The 19,777-nt window shown below is 47.3% G+C and carries 11 protein-coding genes and 1 CRISPR repeat array; of the genes, 6 read left to right on the top strand and 5 right to left on the bottom strand.

Annotation, left to right across the window (positions count from 1 at the left end; translation table 11 throughout):
* Window positions 1-128 precede the first annotated feature (128 nt).
* From QUA03_RS02345 to QUA03_RS02330, 4 genes are all read left to right on the top strand, one after another.
* On the top strand, window positions 129-914 hold the full coding sequence (locus QUA03_RS02345) for a PP2C family serine/threonine-protein phosphatase (RefSeq protein WP_333209349.1): 786 nt from the start codon (window positions 129-131) through the stop codon (window positions 912-914).
* A gap of 203 nt (window positions 915-1,117) precedes the next feature.
* Entirely contained in the window at window positions 1,118-1,810 is a 693-nt protein-coding gene (locus QUA03_RS02340) for a hypothetical protein (RefSeq protein WP_333209346.1), read from the top strand.
* A 349-nt stretch (window positions 1,811-2,159) separates the two neighbouring features.
* Complete coding sequence (locus tag QUA03_RS02335; protein ID WP_333209345.1) at window positions 2,160-3,929, top strand: NACHT C-terminal helical domain 2-containing protein; 1,770 nt, start codon at window positions 2,160-2,162, stop codon at window positions 3,927-3,929.
* Window positions 3,930-4,161: 232 nt separating this feature from the next.
* Entirely contained in the window at window positions 4,162-6,279 is a 2,118-nt protein-coding gene (locus QUA03_RS02330; protein WP_333209343.1) for a DNA-binding protein, read from the top strand.
* A 279-nt stretch (window positions 6,280-6,558) separates the two neighbouring features.
* A CRISPR array of direct repeats spans window positions 6,559-10,724; the repeat unit is 37 nt; unit sequence GCCGCAATTAACCAAACTCCCTATCAGGGATTGAAAC.
* A 51-nt stretch (window positions 10,725-10,775) separates the two neighbouring features.
* Here the strand turns inward: QUA03_RS02330 and QUA03_RS02325 are convergent.
* Window positions 10,776-11,876, bottom strand: a complete 1,101-nt coding sequence (locus QUA03_RS02325) for a precorrin-8X methylmutase (RefSeq protein WP_333209342.1) — start codon at window positions 11,874-11,876, stop codon at window positions 10,776-10,778.
* 161 nt (window positions 11,877-12,037) lie between these two features.
* Between QUA03_RS02325 and QUA03_RS02320 the strand changes: the two genes are divergently transcribed.
* A complete protein-coding gene (locus tag QUA03_RS02320; protein WP_333209340.1) occupies window positions 12,038-13,951 on the top strand; it encodes a heavy metal translocating P-type ATPase in 1,914 nt (637 codons plus the stop codon).
* Between the two features lie 317 nt (window positions 13,952-14,268).
* A complete protein-coding gene (locus QUA03_RS02315; RefSeq protein WP_333209338.1) occupies window positions 14,269-16,335 on the top strand; it encodes an elongation factor G in 2,067 nt (688 codons plus the stop codon).
* Between the two features lie 93 nt (window positions 16,336-16,428).
* Here QUA03_RS02315 and QUA03_RS02310 read toward each other — a convergent pair whose 3' ends face one another.
* From QUA03_RS02310 to petP, 4 genes are all read right to left on the bottom strand, one after another.
* Entirely contained in the window at window positions 16,429-16,833 is a 405-nt protein-coding gene (locus QUA03_RS02310) for a HEPN domain-containing protein (RefSeq protein ID WP_333209337.1), read from the bottom strand.
* Window positions 16,823-17,500 carry a hypothetical protein gene (locus QUA03_RS02305; RefSeq protein WP_333209335.1) on the bottom strand — a complete coding sequence of 226 codons (678 nt, stop codon included), beginning with the start codon at window positions 17,498-17,500 and terminating at the stop codon, window positions 16,823-16,825. The genes QUA03_RS02310 and QUA03_RS02305 overlap by 11 nt, the downstream gene beginning before the upstream one ends.
* Window positions 17,501-17,864: 364 nt before the next feature.
* Window positions 17,865-18,959 carry a Get3/ArsA fold putative tail anchor-mediating ATPase NosAFP gene (locus tag QUA03_RS02300; RefSeq protein ID WP_333209333.1) on the bottom strand — a complete coding sequence of 365 codons (1,095 nt, stop codon included), beginning with the start codon at window positions 18,957-18,959 and terminating at the stop codon, window positions 17,865-17,867.
* Between the two features lie 185 nt (window positions 18,960-19,144).
* Window positions 19,145-19,345 (bottom strand): cytochrome b6f subunit PetP, encoded by a 201-nt coding sequence (gene petP, locus QUA03_RS02295; protein ID WP_333070922.1) that lies wholly within the window; start codon window positions 19,343-19,345, stop codon window positions 19,145-19,147.
* Window positions 19,346-19,777 lie beyond the last annotated feature (432 nt).

Below are 19,777 nucleotides of genomic sequence, written 5' to 3'. Positions count from 1 at the left end.
GGCACTGTCGTGTCCCTAGAATGGCTAGTACCTACGAACCCAGAAAAGTGCTGTAATTAGGGATAAATAAACCCGTTCAGACTTTGCAGAGTTGTGAATTTACGAAGTTTTGAGTTAAAGAGTTATTAATGCAGAATTCATCCTTTAATTGGCAAGTTGTAGCGGCATCGGTGATAGGTACGAGCCACGAAAAAAGATCGCAGCCTTGTCAAGATGCCCACTGCTGGCGTCTCTTGCCAAACGGTGTTTTAGCGGCAGCGGTTGCCGATGGTGCGGGTTCCGCAGCACTCGCAGAAGTTGGAGCAAAAATTGCTGTGGAAGCGGTTGTTGAAACGATTTGCCAGCAACAGGAAAGGCTGCCTGAAAATGACGATGAATGGCAGGTATTCTTGACAGCATCACTGCAAGTTGCGCGGGCACAGGTGGAAGCTGAAGCGGCAGTGCGGGAAGTGGCGGCGAGAGATTTAGCCTGCACTTTAATTGCGGTTGTTGCTACGCCGGAATTAATCGCAGTTGCTCAAATCGGCGACGGTGCGGCGGTAGCAGGTGATAGTGCAGGAAATGCGATCGCCCTGACTGTACCTCCCTGCGGCGAATACATCAACGAAACTATCTTTTTGATTTCGCCGAATGCGATAGAAACAGCGCAATTTCAGGTACTGCGGGAAAAACTGCGACACTTGGCCGTTTTTTCCGACGGCTTGCAAATGCTAGCCCTCAAAATCCCGGAAGGCACGCCGCATGGGCCGTTTTTTGCGCCTTTGTTTCGGTTTTCTGGCGAGTGGAAAGAAGAGGAAGATGCGAAACAGCAGTTAGAGTCATTTTTGCGATCGCCCCGTGTTTCCGAACGCACCGATGATGACTTAACATTATTGTTAGCAACTTTTTCGAGTTCGGAGGCACAGGAAAATTAAAAATAGACATTTTGATAGACATTTTGCCAAAGCCAACACCCCTCTGCGTGGATTGGCGTTGATTTGCGATTAAAAATTTCCGATTCTGAATTTTGCAACAAGTCTAATGCGTTCAACCTCATCAGCGGTGAAAATTTGGCGCGGTTCTATAATAAAATCGAGGTGTCAACAATTCTGCTTTAGTTTGTACAGTAGGTCGTCATTTGCAAGCACAAGAGATTAAGGATCAGCTCAACTCCCTAATTAGCGACGCAGATCTAATAGATCCGAGTTTGGCGAGAAGATTGGATGAAATCAATCGCTGGGTGAAAGATATTAAACCCGGTTCGCTAACGGCTAAAAAATTTGTGATGGCTTTTTTGCTGCAGCTTATCCGAGATTCTCAGGTTTGGCTGGCAGTTCAATCTCTACCTTCGGAAAGAGAACAGGAAGCCGCGTTTGAGTTAATGACGCCGGGGGAAAGGTATTGGTATAGCTATCTATTTCCTAAATGGCTGAGCGAAAACGATCGCAAATTTTATATCTGGAAACAAAAACTAAAGGCCGGCAAATTCGATCCGGGTGATGATATCGTGATTCGTGCGATCGCAGCCCGAATTGTCGATCGCCAAGGCACTGTTTTGTATCGATATGTTGCAGATCTTTCTATGGCAACCGATTCGATCGTTAGCAGCCGCCAACAGCAGCCCCTCTGCATTCAAGTCACAACTCTTTCCGATGAATTCTCTGAACAAAAATATCAGAATTGGCAACAAACTCTTCAAGATTGGGGGATTGACAGAGGATTATTTTTAAGTTATGATAAAAACGATGCAAATTTCCTGAATCAGTTAGTTAACATTGCATTATATAATAGTGATAATTTGCCCGCAGGTCGTTACCTCAAGTTCCCGTAAATCAAGCATATCTGCTGCTGAGAATAGTTCGACTGCTAAAAACTTGGTGAAAAAAATTTGACTAACTCACCTATTGCACAATTTTCGACAAAGCCAAAAACCTAACCCCCAGACTGCTTCTGGAAAAGGGAAAACAGACCAAGCTTTTTCCTCTCCTTTTCTGTCTCCGGGAGGGGTTTGCCAGACACTGGCAAGAGGTGCTTGATACGAAGGCTAAGCAATGGGAACATTTACCGCAGCAATCAATCGGGTGAAATAACTAGCAACTCGGCCTAAATTGAATTGAGATTTGATTTAATTGCGGTGAAATTGTTGGAAATAAAATCTAATTACATCAAAATCAAATACTATGACAGTACAAGGTACACATACCGTTGAAAATAACTTGCAAAAAGTCTGGGAAGAACTGGAAGCAGCCAGAAAAATGCAGGATGAATGGATGAATTACGGGGTAGATTTTGTAGATTTGTATGTGGAAGATGCGGGCGGTGATTGGTTGGAAAAGTGGGGTAAATGTGAAGAAGAATTAGAGCTAATAAAAAATAAAAAGGTAGATATTGAAGCAGTCAAAGCAGCGATCGACATTCCCAGCTTTCAGCAGACAAAACTACTGGAAATTGCCTTAAATTGCCGTTATTCTACCAGCTATTACTCCGATCGCCCAGAGGAGTCTCCCGCTTGGCAAGAGGTTAAGTACAAACGGCTGTCACTCTTAGGGAGAGCGATTTTCGCTGCTGTTGTTAGCGATTACCTCTACCGCGAATATCCAGAACTCGATCCCGATGCTATCTCAACCTTAAAAGCTCGTTTAGCAGAACCTAAAAAACTTGCGGATTTTGCACAAAAATTAAAATTAAACGAACTCAGTTGGGGCGTATGGAATGGGAAAGAAACAGAAGAAAGCGAGTACAATAGAGTTTTTTCTGAGACTGGTGAAGCTTTGTTTGGCGCGATTTACTTGGAGTTTGATCGCGATTTTTTCCGTGGGGGAAACTGGCTGATTCAGCACTTGATTGAACCAAACGTTAGCCAGCATCTGGATCTCACTCAGGGGCGACAAATAGGGTCCGAAAACGAGGTGAAACGGCGGGAAATCCTGGGGGCGGATATTCTAGATGCGATCGCGATCGACTATTTGTACAACCGCTTTCCCGAACGCAACGCCAGCCAGCTAACTCGCTGGAAAAATATGTTAGTGGCCAAAGAGATTTTTCCCAAAGAGTTTAAGGCCAAATTAGGCGGTCATTACCTAGAGTTGGAAAGCAATTTCTCGCGTACCCGCGACTGGTTGGTGGATAACTTTATCAAAACCGCAGTTGACGAACTGCTAGAGGAAAGCGAAACTCAACCAGAATATGTGATTGACAGTGCGAACCCGGAATCGCTGCCAGAATTGGTCAGCCGGATTACAGACAAAAAGTGGAAAAATGAATTTGTGAGAGTTGTCAGCATTTTGCAACCTGCTGACGAACTTTTGCTGCTGATGCAACAAAAATTAGACAGTATGGTGGCTAAAGATGAAACTTTGCAGCAGTTGCTAATCTGGGCAAATCACAAGTCTCAGTTAGTGCAAAGGAATTTTAAACCAGTCGAAATTCGCGCTTTTTATGTAGCCTTAGTTTGCGTACTTGATTTGGCTTTGACTCGCGTCCTCGATCCGAGTCTGAAGTTTGATAGATCGAAAGTTTGTAAGTTGCGAAGTTGTTTGGCAAAGGCTGGCAAAAATGTAGAATTTGCAGATGCTAACGAGTCTCTGAAATTGGCTTTTGATAATGAGGATGTGGCGTGTATCTTGGTTGGCATTTGGGCGCTGGATATTGAACCAGAACTTAAACAATTGCTGGCACAATTTCAGACTGAGATGCCAGATTTGCAAAACTGGAAAAAGTGGCGCAAAGAGTGCGGTTGCACTTGGCTGGCAAAATTCAAAACTGCGATCGGCTACAATTTATATTTGGGCCCCCAACAGAAAACTTTGCTGCAACAGTATTATTATGCCCACAACTTGCTGGTGGAATGCCTCAACAGCGATAATTGTCAGGTGACACCGGCCGTCAGACAAAAAATTGAGGATAAAATGTTGTTATTATCGGTGGATTTGAAGCTGGTTCATATTTAATTTGGATAGCGCGGACGGGCGGGACGCCCATCCCACTAACAGCAACAGGGCTTACCGACTCCCACCCAAGAAATCGGGTTTTTTACCGAATCTGCGGGCTGCAATGCGTCTTTTGGTGAAAAACTCGGTCTCTCCTCACCCGTGCCTAAGTCATAAGAAGGGTAAGATTTAATGGGCAAGTCAAATTTATTAAGTGATGGCTTCCAAATCCTGTATCCCATAACGGAATTCTATGCAGTTGCAGCGCCAATTTAGCGGACAACTGATTGCGATCGACACCAAAACCGCGATCGCCAGTGGGGGTGAAGGTCGCATCTACCCGATCGCCCAAGACTCGTCCCTTGTAGCAAAAATCTACCACAAACCGACAGACGAAGACGGCGACAAACTCACAGTCATGTTCAGTATGCCGCCGGATGCACCGATCGCGGAACCGGGACACGCTTCCATTGCTTGGCCGATCGATTTGCTGCATACTGTCGGCGGGCGAGAAAAAATCGTCGGTTTTGTGATGCCGCGCGTCAACAAAGTGATGCCGGTACACACTTTCTACACTCCCAAAACCAGGCGCGAACAAAAACCGCTATTTAGCTATCTTTACCTCCACCGTACCGCCAGAAATCTCGCCTCGGCTGTAAATGCCCTCCACGTCAGGGGTTACGTCATCGGTGACGTAAACGAGTCGAACATTCTCGTCACGGATACGGCGTTGGTAACGCTGGTAGACACGGATTCGTTTCAAGTCCGCGATCCTTATACGGGTTACGTTTATCGGTGTCCCGTGGGGAAACCCGAGTTTACGCCGCCGGAGTTGCAGGGGCAGACTTTCCGCGATATTGATCGATCTCCAGAGCACGATTTGTTCGGTTTAGCGGTATTAATTTTTCAATTGCTGATGGAAGGTACGCATCCGTTTTCGGGAGTTTATCTCGGTAGCGATGAACCACCGTCTTTGGAAGCGAGAATTCGATCGGGCCATTTCCCTACAGGTACGAAACGGATTCCCTACCGCCCGATGCCCGCTGCGCCTCCTTTCGAGATGCTGCATCCCCGGCTGCGGCAACTGTTTATCCGCTGTTTTGAGGAAGGGCACAGCAATCCTGCGGCGCGCCCGGATGCGAAAACTTGGGTGAATGCGATTCGGGAAGCCGAAGATGCTTTAGTAACTTGCAGCAGAAATAGTCAGCATAAATACGGAAATCATCTCAGTCGGTGCCCTTGGTGCGATCGGGCAAAACTCCTGAAAGGGCGCGATCCGTTTCCTTCGCGGCAAGCAATCAGCCACGGATTGCACTTGCAGCCCGCGAAAACCAAGCGTAAAAAGCCCCAACCACCGCCCGTCGTACCCCAGCCCGCAATGCGTCGGCAACAGCCCTCCACGGGGCTTTCGCGCCCCCTCGGCCAGTACGCAGTGCCGTTGCTACCGATGCCGATGTCTTCTCGGAGTCGGACTCCGGCGCCTCAGCTTCCGGTGGGCAAGTTTGAGCGCATTTTTCAGGATGCTGCTTGGGGAGGTGTTTGGGGTAGTTTGTGTTTGGCTGCGATCGGGGGGATTTATTCGGCAATAGCTGAGGGCGGCAGTGCTATTTTGGGGGCGATTTTTGTTGGTTCGATCTGGGGCTGTTTTTTTGGGGTGATGTGGGGGGTTTTCACTTTGCCGCCGAATCAGATTTGGCGGAAGTGGGGCGGAGTTTTGGTGGGGGCGTCTTGGGGGGCTTTTTTATTGGCGGCGATCGGCGGTGCGGTGTTTGGCGCGATCAATAGCACTCCGGGAATCGGGGAGAGGATTTTGGCTGGGGCGGGGGTTGGTGCTCTCTGGGGCTGTGTTTGGGCAACTTTTCAGCCTCCTCTGGCGCTGCCAATGGGGAGGGTGTGGGGCCGGCGGGGAGGGTATTTGGGGGCGGTCTGGGGCTCGTTTGTGGGGACTCTGGCTGGTGTTCTTTTGGGGGCTGGGCTGGTGGTTTGGCAGCAATACGGTGTCCAGATGCGGCCGGTGAATGAGTTTGCTGGTTTGTTGCTGGGTGTGGCGATCGTGGCGGCTGGTGTGGGTTCTGTTGGGGGTGTGGTTTCTGGGGGTTTGTTGGGTTTTTGCGGGTTTGCGCCGAAGTTGCCGATTTCGTTTCAGCCTTCGGGTGTCAATGGTGGGAGTTTGGGGGCGATTTGGGGCAGTTTTTTGGGGACTTTTGCGGGTACTGTGTTGGGGGCGGGGGTGTCTGCGATGTTTCCGGCTGTTAACGCTGGGGTGCCGGTGGAGTTGGGGCCTGTGGCGGGGGCGATCGTGGGGGCTGGTTTGGGGGCAATTTGGGGGGTGGTTTCGGGTACTGTTTGGGGGGCTTTAGGTAAGTGGTGATTCGCTTGATGTCTGTTTTTGGGTGGAAAATGCGTCTATGCCTAGGTGTAAAAATCGAGGTGTTAAATTTTGGGGCTATAATGTATATGCTCTAAGGGTTAGAGGCACTTCAAGCTTAAAAATGGTAGACGCAATCGCTGGAATCTATGCAGGACAAGGGTTTGATGGCTGTATGAAAAGTTGGGTATTGACACGTCGAAGGCTGAAATGGTACTTTTGTTTTATGCAGACGCAAATGAACCTTGAAAACCAAATACAGCAAAGCTTCTGGAACGGGCTGCCGCAATTAACCAAACTCCCTATCAGGGATTGAAACTAAAGTGATCAGCGCGCCATCTACAACTTGTGAAGCCGCAATTAACCAAACTCCCTATCAGGGATTGAAACAAGAAATCAGAAGCTTTTTCACTTTTCTAGAAAAAGCCGCAATTAACCAAACTCCCTATCAGGGATTGAAACATTCGCAATTTTGATCTGTCTAGTGGCAGGTCTAAGCCGCAATTAACCAAACTCCCTATCAGGGATTGAAACATTAGATCGGCGGAGTGGCCTTGGGTGAGTAAGGGCCGCAATTAACCAAACTCCCTATCAGGGATTGAAACGTTGCTGCTGGCAAGTTTGCCAGCAGCGTCTTGAGCCGCAATTAACCAAACTCCCTATCAGGGATTGAAACCTCAATTACCTCCTCAAACACCGGAAACTCTTTGATGCCGCAATTAACCAAACTCCCTATCAGGGATTGAAACTGTACCGGGGAGGTTGGCAGACGGTGCGCCGTAAGCCGCAATTAACCAAACTCCCTATCAGGGATTGAAACTTTGTTGGGCCGCAGATTGGGAAATGCAAGCACAGCCGCAATTAACCAAACTCCCTATCAGGGATTGAAACGCGTTTCTTCTGTGTCGGGCTGTTCCCCCGCATCTAGCCGCAATTAACCAAACTCCCTATCAGGGATTGAAACTTCTTTGGCCGCCTCCTCTGCCGAGAAGATTGCCAGCCGCAATTAACCAAACTCCCTATCAGGGATTGAAACGATAGATATACTCCCAGAGATAGAGCGTGCTGTTTAAAAGCCGCAATTAACCAAACTCCCTATCAGGGATTGAAACGTGCCGGCATATCTGGGAAACAGAGATTTCCCCCAAGCGCCGCAATTAACCAAACTCCCTATCAGGGATTGAAACGCATAACTCTGCTACCTGGCTCTAGGTGGGCTCGCCGCAATTAACCAAACTCCCTATCAGGGATTGAAACTAAAGCGTTAGGGTTTTGTTTGAGCGCATCCGCTTCACTAGAGCCGCAATTAACCAAACTCCCTATCAGGGATTGAAACTAACTACCTTAGCGGTTACTTCCCAAGCAGCTATCAAGCCGCAATTAACCAAACTCCCTATCAGGGATTGAAACCCGAGAGCGGTAATGTACTTGAGATTTCCATTATCGTCGAGCCGCAATTAACCAAACTCCCTATCAGGGATTGAAACATCGAAGGGTAGGGACAGCGACCGCGATGGGTAGGCCGCAATTAACCAAACTCCCTATCAGGGATTGAAACGTACTAAGTCAATCTCGGACAAAGCTAGAGTGCCCTTAAGGCCGCAATTAACCAAACTCCCTATCAGGGATTGAAACGAGCGCGGGGAAGACTTAGACAGGTTTTCCCTCGCCGGCCGCAATTAACCAAACTCCCTATCAGGGATTGAAACCTGCTCTATCTCTGGCGTTGGCAGTCCGCTGATTAAGCCGCAATTAACCAAACTCCCTATCAGGGATTGAAACCAGGGGTGGAAATCGGCAAACAATTCGTGAGCGGTAATGAGGGCCGCAATTAACCAAACTCCCTATCAGGGATTGAAACAATGTCATTGAGCCAAACATTGAAGCCCGCTTCTGCGCCGCAATTAACCAAACTCCCTATCAGGGATTGAAACGCTATCTATCCCGATATCCCAGAGAAAGGGGATAGCCGCAATTAACCAAACTCCCTATCAGGGATTGAAACCTCCGGTTTGCGTAGCAACACCAAACGATCCGGTGCCGCAATTAACCAAACTCCCTATCAGGGATTGAAACGAACTTCCACTGATGCCCATAGTCTTCTTTTATTGCCGCAATTAACCAAACTCCCTATCAGGGATTGAAACTAGAAAATCTCAAACAAAAAGCACAAGCTGAGGCAGAGCCGCAATTAACCAAACTCCCTATCAGGGATTGAAACTTGAGGAACGTCACTCCTCATTGGTCTAAAACTGAGCCGCAATTAACCAAACTCCCTATCAGGGATTGAAACTGACCCGATAGAACTGCTTTTTAAGGCTCAAAAGCCGCAATTAACCAAACTCCCTATCAGGGATTGAAACTTAATAGTCCAAGTTAATCCTATATAGCTAGTAAGGCCGCAATTAACCAAACTCCCTATCAGGGATTGAAACATTGCTGTGTACACGGTGAAAGACAAAACGGATCAGCCGCAATTAACCAAACTCCCTATCAGGGATTGAAACCGATCGCGCATTGCCCAGGTGGGGCTGCTTAATAGCCGCAATTAACCAAACTCCCTATCAGGGATTGAAACCCGGTACAACACCGCAGGAAGCGGCCCGGAAAGCGCCGCAATTAACCAAACTCCCTATCAGGGATTGAAACTGAGAAACTCAACCCGATCGGCGCAAACCTCAAAGCCGCAATTAACCAAACTCCCTATCAGGGATTGAAACGATTTTGCCGCTGATGCCGAAGTGGCGATCGGAGTGGCCGCAATTAACCAAACTCCCTATCAGGGATTGAAACGATATTGGCATCACGAATAGCTTGCTCTTTACCGCCGCAATTAACCAAACTCCCTATCAGGGATTGAAACACGTACCAACTCCCTACGTCAAGCACAGCAACGATGCCGCAATTAACCAAACTCCCTATCAGGGATTGAAACTCCCGCCTCCGGGAACCCCTTGTCAACCCCCCAATCCTGCCGCAATTAACCAAACTCCCTATCAGGGATTGAAACATATTTATGCACCTTCGCGTCCGAGTCCTCAATGCCGCAATTAACCAAACTCCCTATCAGGGATTGAAACGCAAAATGCTCCGACACAAACAGAAGAACAAGGCGGGGCCGCAATTAACCAAACTCCCTATCAGGGATTGAAACTTTTAACGGGTATCAGCTCCCGATGACTTTAAAGCCGCAATTAACCAAACTCCCTATCAGGGATTGAAACTTAAAGTTGTGGCTGATTGAGAAAAATCAAAACCAGCGCCGCAATTAACCAAACTCCCTATCAGGGATTGAAACGGCAACAGAGATTTATGTCAGCGAGCAACAGCGACGGCCGCAATTAACCAAACTCCCTATCAGGGATTGAAACTCTATTGCTTACGGTCTTTATCTTGGCGAAACAGGCCGCAATTAACCAAACTCCCTATCAGGGATTGAAACTCAGATTGCCAGGTCAAAGCTGATTTGCTTGGCACGCCGCAATTAACCAAACTCCCTATCAGGGATTGAAACTTGAGCTTGTCTGGTATTACCCTCTGGCTGTTACGCCGCAATTAACCAAACTCCCTATCAGGGATTGAAACTGACAGACCGATAGCCACTTAAAACCCCATCCTCGCCGCAATTAACCAAACTCCCTATCAGGGATTGAAACTGTGTATAAGACTGCATATTTAACGCAGAATTAGCGCCAAGCCGCAATTAACCAAACTCCCTATCAGGGATTGAAACTCTAACGCAGATTCCGATCCAAGTGAAGACTTCGGCCGCAATTAACCAAACTCCCTATCAGGGATTGAAACGCATTTATAACTATAGTTGTCAGAAAACTAAGCCGCAATTAACCAAACTCCCTATCAGGGATTGAAACTGCTGCCGTTGACGATGCACTAGATGTCAGAGCGCCGCAATTAACCAAACTCCCTATCAGGGATTGAAACCCGGTGCTTTCAGGCAAAATTGCGCTGGCGCTGGCCGCAATTAACCAAACTCCCTATCAGGGATTGAAACAGAGGGTTTAGGGGGGATTCCGGATAACTCAAAGCCGCAATTAACCAAACTCCCTATCAGGGATTGAAACTCAATAGTTTGGTACAATCAGTTTGTTGGTAAACGCCGCAATTAACCAAACTCCCTATCAGGGATTGAAACTTCCTCTTCAAATTCGCCAGAAAGGCCGCTGTCGTCTTGCCGCAATTAACCAAACTCCCTATCAGGGATTGAAACGTGCCTCGTGCATTGTTTTGCGATCGCAGTGGGGGCAGGCCGCAATTAACCAAACTCCCTATCAGGGATTGAAACCAGATCGCTCCCGCGCCATCACAGCAATTATCGACGCCGCAATTAACCTAACTCCCTATCAGGGATTGAAACTTTGCCGGGTGCGAGTTTCCGGTGGCGATTTTAAAAGCCGCAATTAACCTAACTCCCTATCAGGGATTGAAACGAATAAAAGAGTAAAAAACAAATTAAGCCACAATAAACCTAAATTCCCTCTTCACTTGAGATGACAATGACAATTCGGCTTTTCAATCAAAGAATCAACCAAAGCATTCAAAGCAACCGCCGCCAATAATCCGCCGCCAAAAGTCCCCACAGTCGTAATATAAGCAACACCCGATCGCACTAACCGCCGTTTCGCCACCGGAGAATGACTAAAACCGATCGGCATTCCAATTACCAAAGCCGGTTGCAGTTGCCCACTCTCGATCGCCTCGCAAACCGCCATCAACACAGACGGCGCATATCCTATCACCAATATACATCCCTTTTCGAGTTTCAACAACTTATCCAACCACTCAGGCTGCTGCCAGAATTCCTGTTCCGCTTCCGCCGCAGCATTAATGTGCGGGTCATCAATTAAAGTTGCAATACTTGTTCCCAAATGCGCCAATCTAGTTTGATCCAAAGCCGCAAAAACAGGCGGCACATCAGCCACAATTTGACACTGAATTTTCAAAGCTTCCCGCGCCGATTGAATCGCCGTTTCGCTCAACTTCACAAACGGCAGCAGCGAACAATCACCGCAGGCTAACACCAATTTAGAAAGCAAGTCTACCTCAATTTCCGAGCGATCGGCCAAATCCGGCAACAAATGCTGCAACGACTCCCCAAAATCCTCCGGGTGAGTGTGCGCCCCCGCATCCCAACCCTCCCAAAGTTGTTCCAACTCATCCAACCCCCCCTCAGTTTCCGCCTGCAACAGCCTTAATTGCGCCAGTGCGTCCGCTTGCACCGCTTGACAGGAAATATCCCGCCCCAGCAATCCTTCCAGCGCCGAAGCCGTTTCTCTGAGGCGAACAATTTGCTGAATAACCGACAGATATTGCCGTTGCAGAGTCGCCATCAGCGCATCAGGGGAAGCATCCGCGTCTGTTTCTAACAGTTTGCGGATGTGAGACAGTTGAAAGCCTTGCTGCTTGAGTGCCACTATTCTTTGGAGTCTTTGCACATCGCTGCGGGTATACAATCTGTAGTTAGAGGTCGATCGTACCGCCGGAGATAGCAGCCCCAAAGCGTGATAATGTCGCACCATCCGAGGGGTAATTGTGCCTTTTACCGCTTCTGTAAGTTGTTTGATTGTCAGGTATTGTTGCATGGGATTTTTTAACCGCAGATATGGGCGGATAAACGCGGATGGACGCAGATGGGTATGGATGGTTATTGAGTTTTGTAATTTTGTTGGGTTTTACTCTTGACATTGACATTAATGTCAACGTTTAGGCTACAGGAGTCATTCTACTAAATCAAGCTTTACAAATGACTTCTAATTCTTTGTCACTTTCTCGCATCTCCCAGTTAGCCGAAGAACATCCAGATGCTGTGACTGCCGCCCTGTGCGGAATTCTAGTAATCTTGGGTTCGCTAGCCCTGCAATTCGGCTGGCTGGGTGTAGCCGTGTTAATCTTGCCCGCAGCTTATGTTATCGGCGGCTATTCCAGTACCCGCGAAGGCTTAACTACCCTTTTTCAAGAACGCGAATTAGATGTAGATTTGTTAATGATTGTCGCTGCTTTGGGCGCGGCCGGTTTGGGGCTGTGGCGGCAAGAATATCATTTAATTGTTGACGGTGCAGTGTTGATTTTAATCTTTGCAATTAGCGGCGCGCTGGAAGGTTATGCTATGCAGCGGACTGAACGCAGCATCCGCAGTTTGATGAGTTTGACGGCGGATACTGCTAGGGTGGTAATGTACGGCGGGGAACGAGAAGTTGCGATCGACAAATTGGAAATTGGCGATTACATTTTAGTCAAGCCCGGAGAAATCATCCCCACAGATGCGATAATTATTGAAGGCTACAGTGCGATCGATCAAGCCTCGATTACCGGCGAATCGATGCCCGTGGAAAAAACCAGTGGCGATGAAGTCTATGCAGGTACAATTAACGGTGTCGGCGCGCTGAAACTCGAAGTTCATAAAACTCCAGAAAGCAGCTTGATTCAGCGAGTGATTCGGCTGGTTCAAGAAGCGCAAACAGCAGCGCCGCCTTCTCAAATGTTTGTGGAAAAATTCGAGCGCGGTTATGCCAAATTAATTGTCGGTTTAGGCTTACTGCTGGCAACTTTGCCACCCTTTGTTTTGGGCTGGAATTGGGAAGAGACAATCTATCGGGCGCTGATTTTCCTAGTAGTCGCATCCCCCTGCGCGCTGATGGCTTCGATTATGCCGGCGCTGCTTTCGGGAATTGCTAATGGGGCGAGACAGGGAATTTTGTTTAAAAGTGGCGCGCAATTAGAGATAATTGGTAAAGTCAGGGCGATCGCCTTTGACAAAACCGGAACTCTCACCACGGGAAAACCTGAAGTTATCCAAATTGTACCAGCAGCCGGATATACTGAAACAGAAGTTCTGCAATTTGCGGCAGCCCTAGAAGCTCATTCCGAACACGCGATCGCCCACGCAATTGTCAGCGCCGCCCAGCAACAACAGTTACAATTGTCAACCGCTACCGACGTACAAGCAAAAATCGGTCAAGGAATTATCGGTAAAGTCAACAATCAAATCATTGCCATTGGTAAAGCGGAATTTGTCGAAACAACTTCCGAATTGAGTCAAATCAGCCAGCAGTTGCAAGCAGAGGGTAAAACCGTTGTTTGGGTGGCAAAAGGCGAGCAACTTTTAGGAATCATTGCAGTAGCAGATACCATCCGCCCCGAAGCAGCAGCAATGGTAAAACGCTTGCAAAAATTAGGCGTAGAACATATAATTATGCTAACCGGCGACAACGAGCAAACAGCTCAACACATCGCCCGTCAACTAGGCATCAAAGAAGTGTACGCCGAACTTTTGCCAGAAGACAAAGTGCAGGCAATTAAACAACTGCAAACCCAGTATCAAACTGTAGCAATGGTGGGAGACGGCATCAACGACGCCCCCGCCCTCGCTCAAGCTTCCGTAGGCATTGCGATGGGAATTTCCGGCAGCGATGTTGCTTTAGAAACTGCTGATATCGTATTAATGGCAGATAAGTTAGAGCAACTAGCTAAAGCAATTAGTTTGGGCCGCCGCGCTCAAAAAGTTATCAAACAAAACATTGTTTTTGCACTCAGTTGCATTATGCTGTTGTTGGCAGCTAATTTTTTCGGAAATATCACCATGCCTTTCGGCGTCATCGGTCACGAAGGCTCTACAGTAATAGTAACCTTAAGCGGTTTGCGACTGCTGAGAAATTAGACACGAAAAACCGCTAAAATCGAAGCAGAGCAAGAGTAAAATGCGTTCCCAGACTCTTCCTGGGAACCAAAATTTTATCTGCGTTCATCTGCGTCAATCTGCCTTCATCTGCGGTTAAAAATAAAAAAAAATATTAAGAAAAACTACAATTTGTGTTTGCGTCACTCAAAATACGCTACCGTCAAAAGTATAGAATCATACCAAAATCTGAAGTTGCTCGAAAATGCAATAAAAATTAACCTAGAAAAAGTCTAGAAAATGATAGAGAACTGATTGCACCAAGAGCAATGGAAAACAAGTTTTCTGTTGGAGGCAATATGAACGAAAAAGTCCTTGGGGCCACGCGAAACGTTGCAATTGTTGGCCCTTATTTAAGCGGTAAAACCGCACTGCTCGAAAGTTTGCTGTCGGTGACAGGGACAATTACCCGCAAAGGAAATGTCAAAGATGGCAACACAATAGGTGATAGTTCGCCCGAAGCACGCGATCGCCAAATGAGCGTAGAAGTAAACGCCGCCACCGCTGAATATGAAGGCGTCCGCTTCACATTTCTCGACTGTCCGGGTTCAGTAGAATTTGTCCAAGAAACTTACAATGCGCTGATTGGTGTGGATGCGGCGATAATTGTTTGCGAACCCGTTGCCGATCGCACTTTAACCCTCGCACCCCTGTTTAAATTCCTCGATGATTGGGAAATTCCCCACTTAGTTTTCATCAACAAGATCGATCGAGCTTACACAGACGAAACTACTTGTGGCACCAACTTCACCGAGGTGATCGACGCGCTCAAATCCGTTTCCAGTAGACCGATCGTACCTCACCAATATCCGATCGGCAAAAACGAACAAATCATCGGTTTTATCGACTTAGTAACCGAACAAGCTTACCACTACCATCCGGGCGCCGCCGCAGATCCCGTTCCGCTTCCAGAACACCTCAAAGCACAAGAAAGCGCAGCGCGGCAGCAAATGTTGGAAGAATTGGCGAATTTTGACGACCATTTACTCGAAGAATTGCTCGAAGAAATCAATCCCGACGCCGAAGAAATTACCCGCGATTTAAAGATGGAATTAGGCGCAGATTTAATTGTGCCAGTATTCATCGGCATCGCCGAACAAGATTTCGGCGTGCGGCCTTTGCTCGAAGCTTTGCTGAGGGAAGCGCCGACACCGGAAACTACAGCCGAGCGCCGCGGCATTATACTAAGTGAAAACAAAGTTCTAGCTCAAATCCTCAAAACCTATTACACGCCGCAGGGAGGCAAACTATCGTTAGTGAGAATGTGGCGGGGGACGCTGGCAGACGGAGCAATTTTGAACGGCGTTCGAGTTAACGGTTTGTACCGCTTGACCGGCCAGCAAACGCAAAGTTTGCAGTCTGTCAGCGCCGGGGAAATTGTCGCCTTGGGAAGGCTAGAAGGCTTGAAAACAGGCGATACGCTGGCGCTAGACCGATCGGAAGAATTGCCAAAAGCCGAAATCATCCCGCCTGTCTACGCACTGGCGATCGTCCCAGAAAAGCGCAACGATGAAGTTAAGCTGAGCTCCGCTTTAGCTAAATTGCTAGAAGAAGACCCATCTTTAGTCTGGGAACAGCACGGCGACACTCACGAAATTATACTTTGGGGTCAAGGCGAAATCCACCTGAAAGTAGCCTTGGACAGGTTGCGCCGCAAGTATAACTTGCCGATGCTAACTCACTTACCGCAAGTGCCGTACAAAGAAACCATCCGCAAACCTGCATCTTCTATCCACGGGCGCTACAAACACCAAAGCGGCGGACACGGACAATTCGGCGACGTGTACCTCGACATTCAGCCGCAGCCACGAGGCGAAGGCTTCAATTTCACCGACAAAATAGTCGGCGGCGTCGTCCCAAAACAGTACATTCCCGGCGTGGAAGTGGGAGTGCGCGAATATTTGGATCGCGGCCCGCTGGGTTTCCCGGTGGTAGACGTAGCGGTGACGCTGACGAACGGTTCCTACCATTCTGTGGACAGTTCCGAACAAGCTTTCAAGCAAGCGGCGCGTTTGGCGATGCAGGAGGGAATGGCGAAGTGCGAACCGGCATTGCTGGAGCCGATCGCCAAAGTTGAAATTTGCGCTCCGAACGAGTGTACATCAAAGGTGTTGCAGTTGGTCAGCGGACACCGCGGCCAAATTCTCGGCTACGAAGGTAAAAAAGACTGGAAGGGATGGGATGCAGTTTCTGCTTATTTGCCGATCGCAGAAATGCAGAATTTGATCGTAGAATTGCGATCGCAGACAATGGGAGTTGGATTTTTTAATTGGGAGTTCGATCGACTGCAAGAAGTACCGGAACCTTTAGCTAAGCGGGTTTTGCTAACCACTGGCGGCAATGGAAACGGCAACGGTAAAAGTTAGGTAATTGTCTTAAAAAACCCGGTTTCTTCAATAAACCGGGTTTTTGCACGAGTTGCAATTAAAGTTTATTGGGTTCAATTCCCATTTCTGGGATTATTGAGTTAACTTACTTAACGCTGAAATAATATTCTCAGCTAGCATTAACGCAGTTCTCGCTTCTCTTTGTAAGTTAAACATAGTATCTTCATAATCAGCTTTATTCCTAAGTTCTCTCAATATACTTAAATTTTCACCTATTTTGGTCATATTTTTCATTTTAGTTGGGTGGTATATAAATTCTTTTGCTACATATTGATGTTCGTTGATATCGCGATTCTTACGAAAAAGTCTTGGGTCTTGTTCAATGTCGCGCAAGTAATTTCGCGCTAGGCAAAATGTCGAATAGTATGCTCTACTTATCGCCGATCGCAACTTGGCTTCCCTGTTAGGTGAACTGTCACTATTCGTGGCAGCTAACTCTTGAGCTAAATTCAAATATTCAGACCAATCAAATCTCATTTGACTCCCATTCAAGGCTAATATGTAAATCATTTTTGGGGGCAGCTATTTTAGCTTCGAGCCACCAACTATCATCAAGGATATTTAACTTTGCAAAAGCTTCCTCGACTTCGAGTTTAGTGTAGATAGCAATCCACAGCGATCGCCAGTTGGCAATTTCTGGATCGGTTTTCACTTCCAAGCCTAATCTTTCCGTAGGAAATAGCGCTCGAATGCGATCGTAACCTTCCAGAATCAAAGGTGCGATCGCTTCTTGTTCCATCATGATTTGAAAACTTTCTAGAGGGTTTTCAACCGCGTACAGGCTTTTGATTTTATTAAAAGATGCAATTAAATTGTCAAAGGCTTTAGCTATTTCAGAGGGATTTTCCATTTCTTCAGGCGGCTGAGGAAAGGAAGGGCTTAAATTTGCAGCATCCGTGCTGTAAATGCTGTCACTTGTCGGCTGGTATCGTTTGTCTTTTGATTTTGCTTGGTACTGCTCTTTTAAGTCGAGGCGTTCTTTTGTGTAAATTTCGTTCAGAGTGTTGTTTTGTTCGGCTAATTTTTCTAAAGCCAATATCTGACGACTTATATTCTCTTCCAACTCGCCAAGCTGGACAGATGAATCTAGTTTAGCTAAAGCAGCGCCAAGGGCTTGCAGCCTAATAATATCTCTTTCTTTCATAAGAGTCGATGGTTTAAAAGTTAGGGATTAACTTTACCAGTAATCGTGAAAACTGTCTGGAGATTGTAGCAGATTTGGCGGTTGAATGTACATTTGGTTCCTAGGGGCGGGTTCACCAACAATGTATAACGATGACCAACAATCTATATAAACCCGCCCCCACCCCACGGTAAATCTGAATGTATATTTCGATTTATCGTGGGGAGGAGAGGGCGGGTTTTCGAGATTGTTTTTTTCCAGCGATTCTGGTTTGTGAAACCCGCCACTACGATCTCACAAATTATACACTCGCGAATCAACAAGACAGGATATTAGAGAACTCGATAATTCATCACTGTATCCGTGTCATGCCTTCTTCCTTACCCTAAAAAGAAATAATCAAGTAACCATTCAGGAACTTAGCACCAGTAACAGACTTGCCAGTTAGCGCCGGAGGCAGCAAAATATTGCGTCGCTGATCGCCAGCTTCGATCGTCACTTCCGGCCCGGATTGAATCAATTTAATTTCTTTCTTGTCAAACCCAGGCAAAAACAAACTAACTTGACGCTGTGCAATGTTGATGTTAATGGGTTGAGGAGCTTTTGCCGCCTGAGAAAAATCGGGCAAAGCATCAATTAGCGGCTGCCAATTATTGTCAGTGTGCGCCGGAACCGAAACAGCCGTCAAAGGCTCAAAATCGGCAGTAATAGCTTCTGTAACCGATGCTTGATTAACAATGACACCGCCCACAGTCAAGCCAACTTGTTGAGAACTTCCCCAAAGATAGCGCGCAGTTGCGATCGCACTTGCATCCCCAGTCGTCACCAAAAAAGCCGCCGTGCGGTTCGGATCTGCCAGGGCTTCCTTACCCTTATCCAAGAGATTATCGACTTGCTTAGTAGATTGAAAAGCATTGTCTCCCGACAAATCCACCGTCAACACGGTACTCACAACCGGTTGAATAAAAGGTGAAAGCGCTTTCCCCAAATCCGAATCTACCAAAGCTTGACGGAACCTGCGGATGTACCAACTCAGAATTTCCGGCATTCCCAACATCCGCAGCGTATCCATGCCGCCATTGCCGTCATAAACGATTACATCGTATTGTTTGCTGTCCTCGTATTCCCGAAGTTCGTTTAACGCCAGCGCGCTGTCCATTCCCGGCAACACTCCTAATTCTTGACCGTAAATCTGCTTGAAAAACGGAGTGCGGACATATTGAGCTTCTAGTTGTTTAACTTCGTCCCACCTGCGTTCTAGCAGCGGCGCGCTTTGCACCTGAACTGCTTTGAGGTTGGGGGCGATTTCTTGAGGGTTGAGAGTCAGGGGAACCCCTAGCAGGATGCCCAATGCAGGGCCCGGATCTTGGCCGAGCAGCAGAACTCGCTTGCCTTGAGCCGCGTATTTTTTAGCTGTTGCGATCGCGATCGTACTGCGGCCAGTGCCGCCTTTGCCCAAAAATGTCAAAATCAAAGCCATTTTCTGTTCTCACTGCCAAAGCTTACTCTTTAACATTTAAGCGCAACCTTCAGCCAGAGTGGGGGAGGGGGGCAGTTGTCAGTTGTCAGTTGTCAGTTGTTATTGGTAGCAGCTAACAACTCACACATCAGGAATCAGAAACAACCACTACCGACTGCCCACTGCCCACTGACAACTGCCTTCTGTTAAACGGGTTCTAGCTCATCTTCAAAGAACCAAGTCGCAAAACCGTCAAACTTGACAACCACGCCTACTCCGCTACCGTCAACCATTTTGAATCCGTCAACAGTGCCTACTGGATTCTCCTTTATCTTGCCCACTATATTTGCAGGTATCCGATCTCTGAGACGGCGCACCTTCACTCTCTGACCTACTTCTATTGCCACTGAAATTGTTCTCCTGCTCTATATAACCTATATACAACCGTTTATTTTACAGTTTGGCGTCTACTTCTCAACAGCAACACCAGCAGGCGATCGCTCGCTATGATTTTCCCTCGAAATTTCCACCAACTTTCCCTAAAAAACGGTATTCTAGTCGGAGTTCGTCGATCGTCTACCCGGATTCGCTTGGGTTTGCCTCATCAGGTTACACAGCGGCAAGCTCAACTTCCAGAGCCTCGCGCACCACGGAGATAATTATTTTTTATCCATTCCCAAAAACAATCTTTTTATTAATTGCCACAACTACAGGATTTATTTCCAATTAGTCATCCTTCCGGTAGAAGCCAAAAGACATTCAGAAGCAGTAATTAATTTTAGGTTTGCTATATATAAATCTTGTATTTCTAACGTTGACATCGGCTAAGATTAATGCTG

The sequence above is a fragment of the Microcoleus sp. S36b_A4 genome, from assembly GCF_036700645.1.
Lineage (GTDB): Bacteria > Cyanobacteriota > Cyanobacteriia > Cyanobacteriales > Microcoleaceae > Microcoleus.
This window is presented reverse-complemented; position numbering and strand designations above follow the sequence as displayed.

Bases quoted from the DNA above. Each gene is read 5' to 3' on its own strand.
- QUA03_RS02345 (WP_333209349.1), top strand. From the start codon at position 129: ATGCAGAATTCATCCTTTAATTGGCAAGTTGTAGCGGCATCGGTGATA.
- QUA03_RS02335 (WP_333209345.1), top strand. From the start codon at position 2,160: ATGACAGTACAAGGTACACATACCGTTGAAAATAACTTGCAAAAAGTC.
- QUA03_RS02330 (WP_333209343.1), top strand. From the start codon at position 4,162: ATGCAGTTGCAGCGCCAATTTAGCGGACAACTGATTGCGATCGACACC.
- QUA03_RS02325 (WP_333209342.1), bottom strand. From the start codon at position 11,876: ATGCAACAATACCTGACAATCAAACAACTTACAGAAGCGGTAAAAGGC.
- QUA03_RS02320 (WP_333209340.1), top strand. From the start codon at position 12,038: ATGACTTCTAATTCTTTGTCACTTTCTCGCATCTCCCAGTTAGCCGAA.
- QUA03_RS02315 (WP_333209338.1), top strand. From the start codon at position 14,269: ATGAACGAAAAAGTCCTTGGGGCCACGCGAAACGTTGCAATTGTTGGC.
- QUA03_RS02310 (WP_333209337.1), bottom strand. From the start codon at position 16,833: ATGAGATTTGATTGGTCTGAATATTTGAATTTAGCTCAAGAGTTAGCT.
- QUA03_RS02305 (WP_333209335.1), bottom strand. From the start codon at position 17,500: ATGAAAGAAAGAGATATTATTAGGCTGCAAGCCCTTGGCGCTGCTTTA.
- QUA03_RS02300 (WP_333209333.1), bottom strand. From the start codon at position 18,959: ATGGCTTTGATTTTGACATTTTTGGGCAAAGGCGGCACTGGCCGCAGT.